Origin of the sequence: Streptomyces sp. NPDC050418, from assembly GCF_044458745.1 — a bacterium.
Taxonomy (GTDB): Bacteria; Actinomycetota; Actinomycetes; order Streptomycetales; family Streptomycetaceae; genus Streptomyces.
In genome coordinates, this window is the sequence record NZ_JBITIG010000016.1 from 14422 (window position 1) to 30231 (window position 15810).

13 protein-coding genes, 1 tRNA gene and 1 riboswitch are annotated in these 15810 nt (G+C 71.2%); of the genes, 6 read left to right on the forward strand and 8 right to left on the reverse strand.

The window, feature by feature from the left end:
- Positions 1 to 541 precede the first annotated feature (541 nt).
- From ACIBI4_RS31520 to ACIBI4_RS31535, 4 genes are all read left to right on the forward strand, one after another.
- On the forward strand, positions 542 to 1978 hold the full coding sequence (locus tag ACIBI4_RS31520; protein WP_399207602.1) for an MFS transporter: 1437 nt from the start codon (positions 542 to 544) through the stop codon (positions 1976 to 1978).
- 144 nt (positions 1979 to 2122) lie between these two features.
- Complete coding sequence (gene lhgO / locus ACIBI4_RS31525; RefSeq protein ID WP_399207603.1) at positions 2123 to 3325, forward strand: L-2-hydroxyglutarate oxidase; 1203 nt, start codon at positions 2123 to 2125, stop codon at positions 3323 to 3325.
- 62 nt (positions 3326 to 3387) lie between these two features.
- Entirely contained in the window at positions 3388 to 4215 is an 828-nt protein-coding gene (gene trmB, locus ACIBI4_RS31530; protein WP_399207604.1) for a tRNA (guanosine(46)-N7)-methyltransferase TrmB, read from the forward strand.
- Between the two features lie 84 nt (positions 4216 to 4299).
- Positions 4300 to 5757: a PrsW family glutamic-type intramembrane protease gene (locus ACIBI4_RS31535; protein WP_399207605.1), complete on the forward strand. Its 1458-nt coding sequence runs from the start codon at positions 4300 to 4302 to the stop codon at positions 5755 to 5757.
- 29 nt (positions 5758 to 5786) lie between these two features.
- Here ACIBI4_RS31535 and ACIBI4_RS31540 read toward each other — a convergent pair whose 3' ends face one another.
- The 8 genes from ACIBI4_RS31540 to ACIBI4_RS31575 form a co-directional block, all read right to left on the reverse strand.
- A complete protein-coding gene (locus ACIBI4_RS31540; RefSeq protein WP_399207606.1) occupies positions 5787 to 6731 on the reverse strand; it encodes an aldo/keto reductase in 945 nt (314 codons plus the stop codon).
- Positions 6732 to 6949: 218 nt separating this feature from the next.
- Entirely contained in the window at positions 6950 to 8005 is a 1056-nt protein-coding gene (locus ACIBI4_RS31545) for a M23 family metallopeptidase (protein WP_399207607.1), read from the reverse strand.
- An 11-nt stretch (positions 8006 to 8016) separates the two neighbouring features.
- A riboswitch (cyclic di-AMP (ydaO/yuaA leader) is annotated at positions 8017 to 8182 on the reverse strand.
- 201 nt (positions 8183 to 8383) lie between these two features.
- Positions 8384 to 9523: a PP2C family protein-serine/threonine phosphatase gene (locus tag ACIBI4_RS31550; protein ID WP_399207608.1), complete on the reverse strand. Its 1140-nt coding sequence runs from the start codon at positions 9521 to 9523 to the stop codon at positions 8384 to 8386.
- Between the two features lie 138 nt (positions 9524 to 9661).
- A tRNA-Met gene (locus ACIBI4_RS31555) sits at positions 9662 to 9735 on the reverse strand.
- Positions 9736 to 9818: 83 nt separating this feature from the next.
- Positions 9819 to 11018 (reverse strand): FtsX-like permease family protein, encoded by a 1200-nt coding sequence (locus tag ACIBI4_RS31560; protein ID WP_399207609.1) that lies wholly within the window; start codon positions 11016 to 11018, stop codon positions 9819 to 9821.
- A complete protein-coding gene (locus ACIBI4_RS31565; protein ID WP_399207610.1) occupies positions 11015 to 11728 on the reverse strand; it encodes an ABC transporter ATP-binding protein in 714 nt (237 codons plus the stop codon). Before ACIBI4_RS31565 ends, ACIBI4_RS31560 begins: the two co-directional genes overlap by 4 nt.
- Before the next feature lie 51 nt (positions 11729 to 11779).
- Complete coding sequence (locus tag ACIBI4_RS31570; RefSeq protein ID WP_399207611.1) at positions 11780 to 13393, reverse strand: hypothetical protein; 1614 nt, start codon at positions 13391 to 13393, stop codon at positions 11780 to 11782.
- 63 nt (positions 13394 to 13456) lie between these two features.
- On the reverse strand, positions 13457 to 13921 hold the full coding sequence (locus ACIBI4_RS31575; protein ID WP_399207612.1) for a hypothetical protein: 465 nt from the start codon (positions 13919 to 13921) through the stop codon (positions 13457 to 13459).
- 350 nt (positions 13922 to 14271) lie between these two features.
- On the opposite strand from ACIBI4_RS31575, the gene ACIBI4_RS31580 reads away from it, so the two are divergent.
- Together ACIBI4_RS31580 and ACIBI4_RS31585 are read left to right on the forward strand one after the other, a co-directional pair.
- Positions 14272 to 15258, forward strand: a complete 987-nt coding sequence (locus tag ACIBI4_RS31580; protein WP_399207613.1) for a LuxR C-terminal-related transcriptional regulator — start codon at positions 14272 to 14274, stop codon at positions 15256 to 15258.
- Between the two features lie 112 nt (positions 15259 to 15370).
- A complete protein-coding gene (locus tag ACIBI4_RS31585; RefSeq protein WP_399207614.1) occupies positions 15371 to 15808 on the forward strand; it encodes a hypothetical protein in 438 nt (145 codons plus the stop codon).
- The last annotated feature ends 2 nt before the right edge of the window (positions 15809 to 15810 follow it).

The following is a 15810-nucleotide window of genomic DNA, read 5'->3' on the forward strand; positions in this document are numbered from 1 at the left end:
GCCAAGTGCTGGGGTGCCCGGGCCAGTTGGGACCATGCTGCCACGAAGGAGGCGTATCGGAGGCGGAGGCGGGCGCGCCGGTTTGCGCCTCTGTGCTTCCGTACGGCGTCGCGTACGACGTCCGCGTACGGAACCTCGGCCAATGGCCGGATCCGGCCATTTCGCGCGCAATAGGGCAACGGCGAACCGCCGTGGGGACCCGCGCGCGATCCGGGAGGCTCGGTCGGCCTCCCGGACCGGTCCGCCGCCCGCGGGGATGTAGGCGGCGGCGTCCCCCAGCCCACCGGTTGCCAGCGCACGGTGGGCCGACCCACGCACCGCCATGGAAGCGCTCCCGCACCCGACGGTGAAGAGCGCACGGACGGGCGCACGGCCACACGCCGGGAGCACGCCGCAGAAGGACCGCACTCCTGTACAGACAAGTTTCCCGCCATCCGGAACACCGCCCCTTAACGCTTGGAATGCGGGGAACTACGCTGGGTTTACGAATGCCGCGCGGTTATGCCAGCCCGCCGGCAGCCGTCGGCGTCGAGGGGTGCGCATGACCAGGGAGCAACGCGGGCCGAACGAAAAGCTCGGCACCGTTCTCGCCCTCGCGGGAATCAGCAACGCGGGCCTGGCCCGCCGGGTCAACGACCTCGGTTCACAACGGGGTCTGACCCTCCGCTACGACAAGACCTCGGTGGCCCGCTGGGTCTCCAAGGGCATGGTCCCGCAGGGTGCGGCACCGCACCTGATCGCCGCGGCCATCGGCCAGAAGCTCGGCCGTCCCGTGCCGCTGCACGAGATCGGCCTCGCGGACGCGGACCCGGCCCCCGAGGTGGGCCTCTCCTTCCCGCGCGACATCGGCGCGGCGGTGAAATCGGCGACCGAGCTCTACCGGCTCGACCTCGCGGGCCGCAGGGGCACCAGTGGCGGGATCTGGCAGTCGCTCGCGGGCTCGTTCGCGGTCAGTGCATATGCCACGCCCGCTTCGCGGTGGCTGATAACACCCGCCGACAGCTCGGTGGAGCGCACGGCCGAGCACACCGGCTCCTCCGTGCCCGCGGGCGAGAAGCCGCTCCGGGTCGGCCACAGCGACGTACAGAAATTGCGGGAGGCGGCGCACGACGCGCGGCGCTGGGACTCCAAGTACGGCGGCGGGGACTGGCGTTCGTCGATGGTCCCGGAGTGCTTACGCGTGGAGGCCGCGCCCCTCCTTCTCGGTACGTACTCGGACGAGGTGGGCCGGGCCCTGTTCGGCGCCACCGCCGAACTGACCCGTCTCGCCGGCTGGATGGCCTTCGACACCGGCCAGCAGGAAGCCGCCCAGCGCTACTACATCCAGGCCCTGCGCCTGGCCCGCGCCGCCGCCGATGTCCCGCTCGGCGGGTACGTCCTCGCCTCCATGTCCCTGCAGGCCACCTACCGCGGCTTCGGCGACGAGGGCGTGGACCTCGCGCAGGCCGCCCTGGAACGCAACCGCGGACTGGCCACCGCCCGCACCATGAGCTTCTTCCACCTCGTCGAGGCGCGTGCCCAGGCCCGCGCCGGGGAGGCGCACGCCGCGGGCGTCGCGCTCAAGGCCGCCGAGGGCTGGCTGGAGCGCTCCCGCGAGGGCGACCACGATCCGTCCTGGCTGGGCTTCTACTCGTACGACCGCTTCGCCGCGGACGCCGCCGAGTGCTACCGCGATCTGAAGGCGCCCCGCCAGGTGCGGCGCTTCACCGAGCAGGCCCTGTCGAAACCCACCGAGGAATTCGTCCGCTCGCACGGGCTGCGGCTCGTGGTGAGCGCGGTCGCCGAACTGGAGTCGGGCAATCTCGACGCGTGCTGCGCGCAGGGTCTGCGGGCGGTCGAGGTCGCGGGCCGTATCTCGTCGGCGCGGACCACGGAGTACGTGCGCGATCTGCTGCACCGCCTGGAGGCGCACGGGGACGAGCCGCAGGTCATCGAGTTGCGCGAGCGGGCGCGGCCGTTGCTGATGGCTCCGGCGTGAGGCGTCCCGCCCCGGTGTGAGCAGTTCCGCCCCGGGGCGGGGGTTTGAGCCGACTGTCAGTGGCGCAGTGCACTATCGGACGCACGGGATCTCTCCGTTCCCCCGTTCCCCTCTTCCTGTCCCCTACTACTTCCAGGAGCCGCGGTGTCGTATGACTGCGATGTGCTGGTCATCGGCGGCGGCATCGTCGGGTTGTCGACGGCGTATGCGCTGACGCGCGCTCGGCCCGGGATACGCGTCCTGGTCCTGGAGAAGGAGGCGGGCCCGGCCCGGCACCAGACGGGGCGCAACAGCGGGGTGATCCACTCCGGGATCTACTACCGGCCCGGCTCGCTCAAGGCACGGTTCGCCGTCGAGGGCGCGGCGGAGATGGTCAAGTTCTGCGCGGAGCACGGGATCCCGCACGCGGTCGGCGGCAAGCTGATCGTCGCCACGGAGCGCGCGGAGCTCCCCCGGCTGCACGCGCTGGCGCAGCGCGGCCGGGAGAACGGGATTCCGGTGCGTGAGCTCGGCCCCAGCCAGATCACGGAGTTCGAGCCGGAGGTCCGGGGGCTCGCGGGCCTCCATGTGGCCACCACCGGCATCTGCGGCTTCGGCGCGGTCGCGGCACAGCTCGCCGCGCTGGTACGGGACGCGGGGGCGGAGATCCGGTACGGCGCGGAGGTCACGCGGGTGGACCGGCGCACGGGCCGCGGGGTCGCGGTGCGGACGGCGGCCGGTGCGGTGCTGCGCGGGCGGGCCCTGGTGAACTGCGCGGGGCTGCACTGCGACCGGATCGCGCTCCTTGCGGGCGATGAGCCGGGGATGCGGATCGTGCCGTTCCGCGGCGAGTACTACGACCTGGCCCGGCCCGAGCTCGTCCGCGGCCTCGTCTATCCGGTCCCGGACCCGGCGTTCCCCTTCCTCGGCGTGCACCTGACGCGCGGTATCGACGGCGGCGTCCACGTCGGCCCGAACGCGGTGCCCGCGCTCGCGCGCGAGGGGTACGACTGGTCGGTCGTACGGCCCCGTGAGCTCGCGGCGACGCTCGCGTGGCCCGGCGCGTGGCGGATCGCGCGCGAGCACTGGCGGTACGGGGCGGGTGAGCTGCACCGCTCGCTCTCGAAGCCCGCCTTCACGCGTGCGGTGCGGCGGCTGCTCCCGTCCGTCTCGGCCGATGACCTCCGCCCGGCGCCCGCGGGCGTCCGCGCCCAGGCGGTCCTGCGCGACGGCACTCTGGCCGACGACTTCCTCTTCCTGGAGGCCCCGCACACGGTCCACGTCCTCAACGCGCCCTCCCCGGCGGCGACGGCTTCGCTGCCGATCGGGCGTGAGGTGGCGCGGCGGGTGCTGGGGCAGCTGGGCTGACCCGCGGGCCCCCGGAACCTCCGCGGGCTCCACCCGCCCGGACCCGGCCGTAAAATCCCACTGTGTCCGAGCACCCCGAAACCCCCGCCGCCGAAACCCCCGCCGCCGATCCCTACGACGCCGCCACCCGTGCCGCCGCCTCGGCCGCGCGGGCCGAGAAGAACCGGCGGTTCGCCGAGGGTGAGGGGCCGAGCCCCGATCCGGCCGGCTCGCACTTCGACCGGCGGATCCGCAGCTTCCAGCCGCGCCGCAGCCGCGTCACGACGAACCAGGGCGACGCACTGCGCCGCCTCTGGCCGCAGTGGGGCATCGAGATCGACGGCAAGGAGCGCCTCGACCTCCACCAGCTCTTCGGCGGCCGCCCGGCCGTCCTGGAGATCGGCTTCGGCATGGGCGAGGCCACCGCGCAGATGGCCGCGGACGACCCGGACACCGGCATCCTCGCCGTCGACGTCCACACTCCCGGCCAGGGCAATCTCCTCGGCCTCGCCGAGCGCGCCGGCCTGGACAACGTCCGCGTGGCCAACGGCGACGCGATCATCCTCCTCTCGGAGATGCTCCGCCCGGACGCCCTCGACGGGCTGCGCGTCTATTTCCCGGACCCTTGGCCGAAGAAGCGCCACCACAAGCGCCGCATCATCCAGCCGGAGTTCCTGACCCTCGCGGCCTCCCGGCTGAAGCCCGGCGCGTACCTTCACTGCGCCACGGACTGGGAGGACTACGCCGAGCAGATGCTCGAGGTTCTCGAGGCCCACCCGGACTTCACCAACTCACAGCCGGACGGCGGCTACACCCCGCGCCCCGCCTCCCGTCCGCTGACCCGCTTCGAGGGCAAGGGCCTCGACAAGGACCACGTCGTCCACGACCTGATCTTCCTGCGTACGCCCTGAGCCGTTCCGCTTCTCACCCGGCGGCGGCCACCAACCTCACCAGCACCATCGCGCCCGCCCCCCGCCCCCCTTTAGGGTCGAGGGGTGAACGCACCGCCCCAGCCCCCGTCCCCGCCGGCCCACCAGGCCGCCGTGCTCGGCAGGCCCGCGCACTGGTGGCAGCGCCGCGGTGTGAAGGCGGCCGCGCTGATCACCCTGCTCGCTCTGTCCGGTCTGGTGATCCTCGCGCTGGTCCGCAAGGAGACCGGTCACGAGGGCTTTCTGGTCGGCCTGGGCCTGGCGATCCTGCCCGTACCGCTCCTGATAGCCGCGTTCCGCTGGCTCGACCGGGTCGAACCGGCACCCTGGCGGAACCTGCTCTTCTCGTTCGCGTGGGGCGCCTGCGCCGCGGCGCTGATAGCGATCATCGCGAACTCGTTCGCGACCCGCTGGATAGCCACCCGCACCGCCGACCCCACGAGCGCCGACACCCTCGGCGCCACCGTCGTCGCCCCGGTCGTCGAGGAGACGGTCAAGGCGGCGGCGATCCTGCTCGTCTTCCTGTTCCGCAGACGGGACTTCCGGGGGCTCGTCGACGGCGTGGTGATCGCGGGCGTCACGGCCACCGGCTTCGCGTTCACCGAGAACATCCTCTACCTGGGCAACGCCTACGGCACCGACGAGGCCACCGGTGTCGACGGCATCGGCTTCGACTCGGTCACCGCGGCGACCTTCTTCGTCCGCATCGTGATGTCGCCGTTCGCCCACCCGCTCTTCACGGTCCTGACCGGCCTCGGCTTCGGCTTCGCCGCCCTCGCCGCCGACGGCCGGCGCGCCCGCCGCATCCTGCTCCCGCTGACCGGTCTGCTCCTGGCGATGGGCATGCACGCCGCGTGGAACGGCTCGGCCTCCTTCGGCGGATTCGGCTTCTTCGCCGTCTACGCGGGCTTCATGGTCCCGGCCTTCGGCCTGCTGACCTGGCTCACGATCCACAGCCGCCAGCGCGAACTGCGCACGGTCCGCGAGGAACTTCCGGCGTACGTCACCGCCGGCTGGCTCACCGCCCCCGAGCCGTACGCGCTCGGCACCCTCCGTGCCCGCCGCATGGCCCGCCAGTACGCGAAGCAGACCTACGGGAAACAGGCGGCGCCCCAGCCCGGGTACGCCCCGGGCGCCCACCCCGACGCCGCCCGCACCGTCCGCGAGTACATCTCGCTCGCCACCGCGCTCGCGTTCCTGCGCGCCCGGGGCCGCAGCGGGCGCGCGGGCGCCGACTTCGTCGTCCGCGAGCAGGAGCTGCTGCACGCGCTCTGGTCCCGCCGCGGCCCGGCCCGCCCGGCGCTCGACCACGCGGCCCGGGTCACGGCCCCGCCGTTCCCGCAGCCGTACACCCCATGGGCCAACCCCTACGGCCCGGTGCTGCCCCCGCTCCCGTACGGATACATGGCGCCGATGCCGATGCCGCAGCCGATGCCGCACGCGCACCCGCACCCGATCCCGTACATCCCGCACCAGCCGCACCCGAGCGCCGTCCCGCACCCGTACGCGCCGCCCGCCGGCTGACCCACGGGCGGCGCGCTGCCGGAATTCGGCTAGGCAGACGCCTGGGTCAGCAGTCCCAGCTCCTGATCCGTGAGCGTCAGTTCGGCCACCGCGAGCAGCGCCGGAAGCTGCTCCACCGTGCGCGCCGAGGCGATCGGCGCGACCACCGTCGGCTGCGCCGCGAGCCAGGCGAGCGCGACCGTGGCGGGCTCGGCGCCGTGCGCCTGGGCCACGGTGTCGAGCGCGGCGAGCACCTTCCGGCCGCGCTCGCTCTCCAGGAGCTGGGCGGCGCCGCCCGCACGCGGGCTGTCGACCTCGACGCCCGGACGGTACTTGCCGGTCAGGAAGCCTGAGGCCAGCGCGTAGTACGGCACGGCGGCCAGACCCCAGCGCGAGGCGAGCTCCTGCTTCGCACCTTCGTACGTTTCACGTGAAACCAGGTTGTAGTGGGGCTGCAGCGCCACATACCGGGCAAGCCCCTCGCGCTCGGCGAACTCCAGTGATTCCTGCAGCCGTTCGACCGTCAGGTTCGAGGTGGCCACCGCCCGCACCTTGCCCTCGCGCACGAGCTCGTCGAGTGCGGTGACGATCTCCTCGACCTCCACGGAGGGGTCGTCGAAGTGCGTGTAGTACAGGTCGATGTAGTCGGTCCCGAGCCGCCGCAGCGACTCCTCGGCGGCCCCCTTGATGGTGGCGGCGGACAGCCCTTGGTACTCGGGGTGCGCGCCGACCTTGGTGGCGAGCACGACGTCGGAGCGGTTGCCGCGCGCGGCCAGCCACTTGCCGATCAGCGTCTCGGACTCGCCGCCCTTGTTGCCGGGCACCCAGGACGAGTAGGAGTCGGCGGTGTCGATGAAGTTGCCGCCGCCGGCGGTGTACGCGTCGAGTACGGCGAAGGTCTGGGACTCGTCGGCCGTCCAGCCGAAGACATTGCCACCGAGGCAGAGCGGGTGGACTTCGAGGTCGGAGGAGCCGAGAGGGCGCAAGGAGGTCATACAACGATCAACACCCGTACAGGAGACGCCTATTCCGCGCACTCCGCGCTCAAAAGCCCGCAAAACGCCTAAACCGGCAGCCCTGACGTCGGGGGGTTGCCGTCAGGACTGCCGGGGTTCAGGGAAGCGCACGCGCGCAGGGCCCGCGCGAGCGAATCTCGCGCGGGACTGCACGTTCTGTACGGGAGTTCAGGGCCGGGGGCCCTGCGACCGGAAGGTCAGGGAGTGAGGCCCTTGCTCTGCAGCCAGGCCATCGGGTCGATCAGGCTGCCGCCCGAGGTCTCGACCTCGAGGTGCAGGTGCGCACCGGTCGAGTTGCCGGTGGAGCCCACGCGGCCGATCGTGTCGCCGGTCGTGACCTTCTGGCCGACGTTGACGAGGATCGACGACTGGTGGTTGTACGCGATCTCGGTACCGTCCGAGAGCTCGACCACGGTGCGGTAGCCGTAGGAGCCGGACCAGCCGGCCTCCTTGACGGTGCCGGTGTGGACGGACTTGATCGGGGCGCCGCTCGACGCGGCGAAGTCCAGACCCGTGTGCGAGCCGGAGGCCCACATCGAGCCGGCCTGACCGAAGGTCGAGGTGATCGTGTACGAGGCGACCGGGAGCGAGTAGCTCTTGGCCAGCTTGGCGAGGCGCTCGGCCTCGGCCTTGCGCTTGGCCTCTTCCTCCGCCTTGCGCTTGGCCTCCGCCTCGGCCTTCTCGGCGGCTTCCTGCTTCTCGGCGGCGGCCTTCGCGGCCTGCTCGGCGGCGGCCTGCTCGGCGGCGGCCTGGGCGGCGGCGTCGGCCTCGTCCTCGGAGTTCTGCGCCTGCTCCAGGATCCGGGCCCGCAGCGCCTCGCCGGCGTCGGCGGTGGACTGCTCGCCGGTGGAGCTCGCGGCGGCCACGGGCAGCGTGGCCCCGGTGGCCTGGGCGACGCCGGGCTGTTCCTGCGGCTCGGCGTCGGAGTCGTCGGATATCAGGTCGCCGACGACGGGAATCTTCTTGGCCTGCTCACCGAGGTCCGGCATGGAGATCGGAACCGGCGGCTTGTCCTTGGCGGTCGCGATGCCACCTGCGCCCACGGCGGCGATGACGCCGACACCGAGCACCGTGGAGCTGCGCGCGAGTCCGCCGCGCTGCTTGGCCACGCGGTGCTTGCCACGGGGCGGACGAATGGATTCCTCGGTCGGGTTCCACTCCTCCCAGGGCTCGTCGTCGAACCTGAACTCCTGGGTGCCATCCGCGAAATACGGGGCGTTGGAGGTACTGCCACGGCCTGCGGGGGTCGCCACGGGGGCGGACTCCTTTCCTTCCTTCTCGCCTACCGGGTTAGCTGACGGGTTCGGAACAGGAAGGTTTCCTACGGGCGTTGACACCTCGCGGCGCCTCTGGAGAAGGCGCCTGCTTGCCCGATTCACCCCAAAAAGGTGGTTCCCCGGCTCCCTTGCGGGATTAAGCGTGTGCGCACGGAGCCATCTCTTGTGACGGCTGGGACGACCGCGCTGCGTTATCGAACGTTAATAGACAGAGGCCCGGGATTCCAAGCCGTTCCGACAGATCGTTAGCAGCTTTGGCCTGGACTTAGCGGACACGGAGGGGTGGAAACGGACGAGTCGCCAAGGAAGTTGGGAGGTTCCGTGGGCGTCAAAATTCTGACGGTGCATCAATTGTTATGCGGAGGGCTCCCCCTCGGTCACCTTCGGTGACCTCGACGCGGGCGGCCGTGCCACGGCGAGCAGCGCCATGTCGTCCGTCGACCCCCCGCCGGTGTGCTCGCGCACCTCCTCGGCGAGCGCCGCGAGCAACGCGTCGGGCCCGGGAAAGATCCGCCCGCCGATCCGCGCCGCCGGATCGTAGAAGGCCCCCTCGGCGCTGCGCGCCTCGCTCAGACCGTCCGTATAGAAGAGCAGGATCGCCCCGGCCGGCAGCTCCGCCTGCTCCGCACGGTCGGGCCAGGACGCCAGATCGGACATCCCGAGCGGCAGCGCGGCCTGCCGGGGCTCGATCACCCTCAGTTTCCCGTCGGGGTGCAGCAGGAGCGGCGGCGGATGCCCCCGGTTGATCAGCCGTACGACGTCATGTCCGTGCGGGATCTCGGCGAGCAGCGCGGTCGTGAACCCTTCCTCGGCGTCGAGCCCGTCACGCCGCGTCCCCTCCCGCGCGAGCGCCCGCTCGAGGCGCTGCGCGACAGCCTCCAGCGTGGCCTCCTGCTCCGCGGCCTCACGGAACGCCCCGATGACGACGGCCACCGCCTCGACGGCCCCGAGCCCCTTCCCCCGTACGTCCCCGACGATCAGCCGCACGCCGTGCGAACTGTCCTGCACCGCGTACAGGTCCCCGCCGATGAACGCGTCGGCCTGCGCGGCCTCGTACCGCGCCGCCACGTCGAGGCCGCCGATCCGCGCCGCGGGTTCCGGCAGCACGGCCCGCTGCGCGGCCTCCGCGATGTAGCGCACGGACGCGAGACGCTTCCCGCTCCGCGTGACGACCCGGTTGATCAGCACGGCCAGCACGCCGACCGTCACGATGGTGGCGATCTCGGTGAGGAACTCGACCTCGAGCAGATTGCCGTTGTAGAGGTGCACCCCGGTGGTGGCCGCGACGGCACACAGGGCCGCCACGATGGTGCCCGCCAGCGAGAAGAACGGCGCGGCGATCAGCGGTGCCGCCGAGTACAGCGGGGCGCCGGTGAACTTCGGCGGCGTCACGAAATCGAGCAGCAGCCCGCCCACGATCAGCAGCGGCGGCAGCGTCCGTACGAAGGCACGCGTCCGCGTGTCCCCGCCCCGGCCCTCCTCGCTGCCACGCACCCCACCAGGTTTCCGGTCCGGACCGGCAGCGGCGAACGGTGTGGCCCAAATGGGAACGCGGGACAGGCCCCGGACCCGCCCGGCTCCGGACACGACAAAGGCCCGGCACGCTTTCACGTGCCGGGCCTTCGCCCTTTGTAGCGGGGACAGGATTTGAACCTGCGACCTCTGGGTTATGAGCCCAGCGAGCTACCGAGCTGCTCCACCCCGCGTCGGTGAAATCAACTATACGCCATCGGGGGGATGCCTCTGACCAGAGTATTTCGGGGGGGGCGGCCGCTAAGGCGCGTGCGGCTCAGCCGCTGTGGGCCCGCGCCGTGAGATAGGGGTCCCGGCGCAGGACCTCACGGCTGCCGAGCAGCGTGCCGGCCGCCAGTCCGACGACGGGCAGGGTGAGTACGGCGAGCACCCAGGCGGCACCGGGCACGGAGTCGGCGAGCGTGATCCGCAGTCCGAGCACGTCACTGAGCGGACGGGCCAGCGCCAGGGACAGACCGGTTCCGACGACGGCGCCCACCGCTCCCGCCACACCGCCGGACAGCGCGGCCTCGCCCAGCAGGATCCGGCGCAGCTCGGAGCGGCCGGACCCGAGAATCCGCAGGATGGCGAACTGCCCGAGCCGCACCCGCGCGCTGTCCGCCGCACGCACGGCACCGAGGCCGGCCGCGACCAGCGCCAGGACGAACACCCCGGCACGCATGGCGAGGTCCGCCGCTCCGAACAGGCCGGGCAGATGACGGACCCGGTCGGCGACCGGCGCCGCCGAGAACCCCTCGGCCTGAAGCGCGGTGGTGACCCGGGCCACCTCCTTCTGGTGACCGACCACGACGACGGCGGACTGGGCGCCCTCCTTGTCACGGAAGTCCTCGGGTTCCTGACCGGCGCGCGCCGCGGCCAGCAGCGCCGCGGTGTCCTCGGCTAGATAGGCGGTGCCGGGCCCGTCGGCCTGCCAGCTGGGGTCGTACAGGGCGGTGATCTCGAGCGCGATGACGTCCGTGGTGCCGGACCCTGCACCCGTCGCCTTCGTATATCCGAAGTCCATGGTTCGGCCGAGGAACGGCGTGAAGTCCGTGCCCTGCGCGGTGGCCGGGAGCGCGACCTCGCCCGGCCCGAGCTCGGCGGGCAGCCGGCCCTTGACGACCGGAAGGTCGTCGCCCGGCGTCAGCGTACGGCTGGTCAGGTCGTACGTGCCGTCGTCCGCGGCGTAGAGCGTGGACGGGTAGTCGGCGGCCACGCGGCGCACGCCGGGCAGATGCGCGGCCTCCCGCAGCGCGGAGGTGGTCAGCGGACGGACCGACGCCTCGCCCTCGAACGAGGACAGCTCGATCTGGGTGAGCCCGCCCGAGCCCAGGACATCCCGCTCGACGGCACCGGCGGCACCTGCCGCCACCCCCGCGGAGGTCGTCAGCAGGGCCGCGAGAACGGTGAGCGTCGGCAGGGCCCGGCGCAGGGACCGCCCGTCGCGCTTCCAGGTGACAAGACTCCAGCGACTCATCCCGGGCTCACCTCACCGGCGTTCTGCGCGGCCCGGTCCGACGCGCTCAGGTCCGACAGAACTCCCCCGTCGAGCACGTAACGCCGACCGCAGCTCCCGGCGACCGCCGCGTCGTGAGTGACGAGCAGTACGGCCGCGCCGCGGGCGGCGCAGGTGCGCAGGGCGTTCATCACCGAGTCCGCGGTCCGTGGATCGAGGCCGGAGGTCGGCTCGTCGGCCAGCACGAGCGCCGGCTGCTTCACCGCCGCGCGCGCCACGGCGATCCGCCGGCGCTGGCCACCGGAGAGCTGCGTGACCGGAGCATCGGCCACATCGTCCAGGGCGAGTTCACCGAGCAGCTCGCGGGCCGCGGCGCGGTGCCGGGCCAGCCGGGGGCCGAAGGCCGCGGCCACGTTCTCCCAGGCGTTGAGGAACGGCAGCAGACCGAGATCCTGCAGAACGATGCCGATCGACCGCCGCCGCAACAGGTCCCGGTCACCCTGCGCAAGCAACCCGGTGTCCTCGCCTGCGATGCGCAGGATCCCCGCATCGGGCCGGAGAATCAGCCCGAGCAATGCCAGCAACGTACTCTTGCCCGCCCCCGAAGGTCCTTCCACGGCCGCCATCTCTCCCGTACCGACCACAAGATCCGCCCGCACCAGGCCGCCACCGGAGCCGTATTTGAAGGCCAATTGCTCGGCAAGGACCGCGGGTGGGGAGGTGGGGTGCATGTGCCAGGTTCCTTTTGTGGTGGTGGGAGGAGGGCAGCAGGGCAAGGCGGTTCAGGCCAGGAGGTAGTACGCGGCTCTGGTGGCCTCAGCGGAGGCGGCACCGCCTGGCGAGGTGGCATAGAGGTCCCGGTGCTCGTCATCCCGGTACCCCTGCAGTAGGCGGGGGATGTCCTCCCACAGCGACTGCGGGACGTTCTGATCGGAGGCGAGCGCCGCCTGAACCATGTCCGAGGCGATCAGCAGTTCCCCGTTCCGCAACGCCTCGCGAGCCTGCGCGGCGAGATCGAACCCTTTGGTGAGCTCCTCTGCCTGACCGGCACAGCCCGCGTCGGCGAGCGCCACCACAGTGCGGAGGGAACCCGCCGCCACCATGCCGCCCTTCTCTTCGGGCAGTTCGACTGAGGTGCGCGGGCAGCCGAGGCCGAATTCGGCGCGTGTTGCCATGGCGCCGTGCCAGCTGCGCTGATTCTCTGTCGTCAGGCGGGTAGGCACCTTCAATTCAGCTGCTTCCTCAGCGCCCTTCTTGGCCTGCGGTCCGCAGGTGAGTGACAGCCGGTGGCAGGTCATGGCGAGCAGGACCCGGTCGGATGAGTCGAGTTCGGGGTCCGAGCCCAACTGATTCAGTCGCCTCTTCAGCCAGTCCGGTACCTGGTTGTGCTGGGCGGCGGCAGTCAGGGCCTGAGCTGCGTTGTACGTGGCGGTGAGCGTGCCCAGCTGGGTCGGCTCCTTTGCGACGAGGCCGTCGGACCGGATGTTTCCCACCGGAGAGGGCAGCGACTTCGAGGGCGCAGTGCCGCCCAGGGTGAGTGCACGCCGTACCACCCAGCGCGTCTGCGTGTCGGAGTCCTGCAACGACGGCAGCAGGCAGGCACGCGTCTGCTGGGTCAGCTGCTTGCGCAGGAGGCTCAACGCCGCTCGCTGGATGACGTCGAGCTCACCGCAATCGGCCTTCAAGAGCTCATCGGCATCCCGTAGCGCCCGCCTGGCAGGGGAGTTCACTCCGACCGCACGCAATGCCTCAGCGGCGTAGAGCGCCGGAAGAGGTTCGGTGACGCGCGCGGTGTCCGCCGCAAGACGGTCCAGCGTGCCACGGCTCACTGCGTCATCGCGGCCCAGGCACGTCAAAGTCTGCAAGTGTGCGGCTCGCGTGGCGAGCGAGGTCAGGTCATCATCCTCGACATCCGGCGCGCGAAGATAGGACAGCGCCTCGTTCTCCGCCCTCCGCCGGATACCGGCCCGCTCAAGGACCGTCGCCGCATCAGCCGACACGGTCGCCTCGGCTCCCGCCAGCGACAGACACACATAGTGCGCCCGCCAGGCAGGAGGGTCGAGCACGTCGGAACGAGCGAGATCGGCCAGAGCGTCCGGGCGGACCTCGGGCAACGGCTTGCCGCCGATGACGGCCGCTGCCTCCCGCCTTCCGTACGCGGTCGGATACAGCGCAGGTTCCTTCCCGGCGTCCTCACGTGTGGCGCGTACAAGGTCATTCGCCCCGCGTAATGCATCCAGCTGCTCGGCAAGATCGCTGCCGGGCCGTTCGGGCCGGTCCACCGACCCGCCACCGACCATCGCAACAGCCAGGGCAGCTGCGGCAATCGCCAGCAGCGCGACCGTCACGATGCGGCCTCGACGCCCTGTGCCTTCCATGGGGAGGCTGTTCTTCATGCGGTTCCTCGGGCGTCGGGTGACGCCGCACCAAGCGCGGCCCCACAACAGCCGGATCTTCGGTCAGTCGTTGGCGCAGGCCGAAGCGAACGCCTTGACACCGGACTTGAAGGCGCCGCCGTCGGAACAGGTGGTGATGCTCGTGTTCAACGACCCACCCGGATCCGCGATACCGCTGATGTCGGCGATCCACGTGTTCTTGTTGGTCCAACTCACCTGGCGGGCGTTCTCACTTACGTACGTGCCGCTCGGGCTCAAGGAGAGAGTGGCCTGCCAGCCGTTCGCCTTCACGGTCGCCACGTTGGTGATCTTGCTGACCTTGTACTTCCTGCTGCCCTTCAAGGTCTTGGTGGACGTCTTGAAGGAGCACTTGTCGGCGTAGACATTGCAGTGCCAGGCGTTGACCTGGACTTTCGCCCCCGTGCTGGGCAGCGCCGTCGCACCGCTGTCGGAGACCGCCATCGTCGGTGCTGCCGCCCCCGCCGTCAGAATCATGACGAGCCCGCCGGTCAACAGTGGCTTCTTCATGTGCCTCTCCCCGTGCTCATGGCCCGCGCCGCTGCGCGTCTGCCCCGATCAAGGTGTCAGACCATATATCTCGTGGAATTTCCGATGAATGGCTGAAAACCACCATCTGTAGCCCCACAGAGCCGCGTTGAAGCCCGGAGACGGAACGTTCAGTCCCGCGCTTTCTTCACTCCTGAGCAGGACAGGAGGAGTTCCTGGTTGCCGAGCCAAGGCGCCAATACGTTGTCAGTGCTGCAACGCCTCATCTCCGTGGCCGCCACGGCCACCGCATTACGATCACCAGCATCGCCGGTGCGCCACCGACCAGCCGCACCGGCAAAAGACCGGGGGCAAGATTGATCGTCAACGCCATGTCCGTTCTGGGGATCTCCACGCTGGAAGAGGCGCTGTACCGGCACTTCCTGCGCAACCCCGGGACCGCTGCCGATGAGATGCACCTTCTCTTCCACGCCTCGGCCGAGTCGGCAGCCGAGGCCGTCGGGCGACTGTGCGAACTCCGGCTGCTGCGGGCCTCGCAGGGGGCGGACGGGCAGGTCCTGTCGCCGACGGACCCGGCCACCGCCGTGGACCAGCTGATCGATCTGCGGCTGCGGGAGCTGCACCAGCAGCTGCAAGCCGTCACCCAGGCACGCCACTTGACCACGTCGCTCTGCGCCGAACAGGGGCTCGACGCGCTTCCCCCGCAGGGCGTGGAGCGGATGGAGAACATCGCGCAGATCCGTAACCGCCTGGACGACCTCGCCTTCTTCGCCCGCGAGGAAGTCCTGTCCGTCGACCCGTACACCGCCCTGACCGCTGACAGCATCGCGCACACGCGTCCCTTGGATCTGCGCTGCCTGCGGCGCGGGCTGCGGATCCGTAACGTCGTCATCAAGGAAGCCCTCAACGACCCTCCGACGCTCGCGTACTTGAGGGAGATCGCCGCGCACGGCGCGGAGATCCGGGTGACCGACGACGTGGCCGAGCGCATCATCGTCTTCGACCGGAGCACGGCACTCGTCCCTCTCGACCCGTCCGACACGTCGCGCGGCGCGCTGATGGCCCGGGAAACCGGTCTTGTCGCGGGCATCCTGGCGCTGTTCGAGAAGATCTGGGCCCAGTCGGTCCCGCTCGCGGACCTCACCGAACCGACGGACGCCTCCAGGGACGACCTGTCCGAGACGGAGCGTCAGGTCCTGCAGACCATGTGCCGAGTGGAGAAGGACGAGGTCGGCGCGCGCGAACTGCAGATCTCGGTACGGACGTACCGCCGCCACATCGCCGATCTGCTCCGCATCCTCAGCGCCGCAAGCCGGGCGCAGGCCGCCCTGTTGGCACGGGAACGCGGCTGGATCTGATCCGGGCCTTCAAAGCTCCCTCCCGCCGGCTGCAGGATGCTGCAGCGGCCGTGCATCCTCCTGTAGCGGTCGCCGCCGTCCACGGGACATCCGCGCAGCTAGCGTTCCGTACATGGCGAATGAATCCATGCACCCCCCACACAGCACCGGCGACGGCCTCCCGACCGGTCCTTCGCGCAGGAGCCCGGGCTGGTACTACCCAGGCCTCGGCGCGTCGCTCGCCCTCGCCTTCGTCTGCGTCGACCTCGGGGGCAGTCTCGTGCCCGCCGGCCCGATCGTCGGCGCCGTGCTCGCCCCGTCCCTGCTGACCTGGGCGGCCTCCCGCGACAAGGGTCCCGCCGTCACGGAGGCGCTCTCCGCGACCGGTTCGCGCACCGTCTTCGGTCTCTATCTCGTCCTGCTCGGCCTGGTCACCGCCGTCGGCCTCGGCCTGGGCCTCGGTGCGGGCCTGACCGGCGCGGCGAGCGCCGCCGGCCTGGCCGCGCTGGTCCTCACCATGGTCCTCGGCCGGTGGGCCGACAACAAAAAGCCCAGCCAGGCACTCGCCTGAGC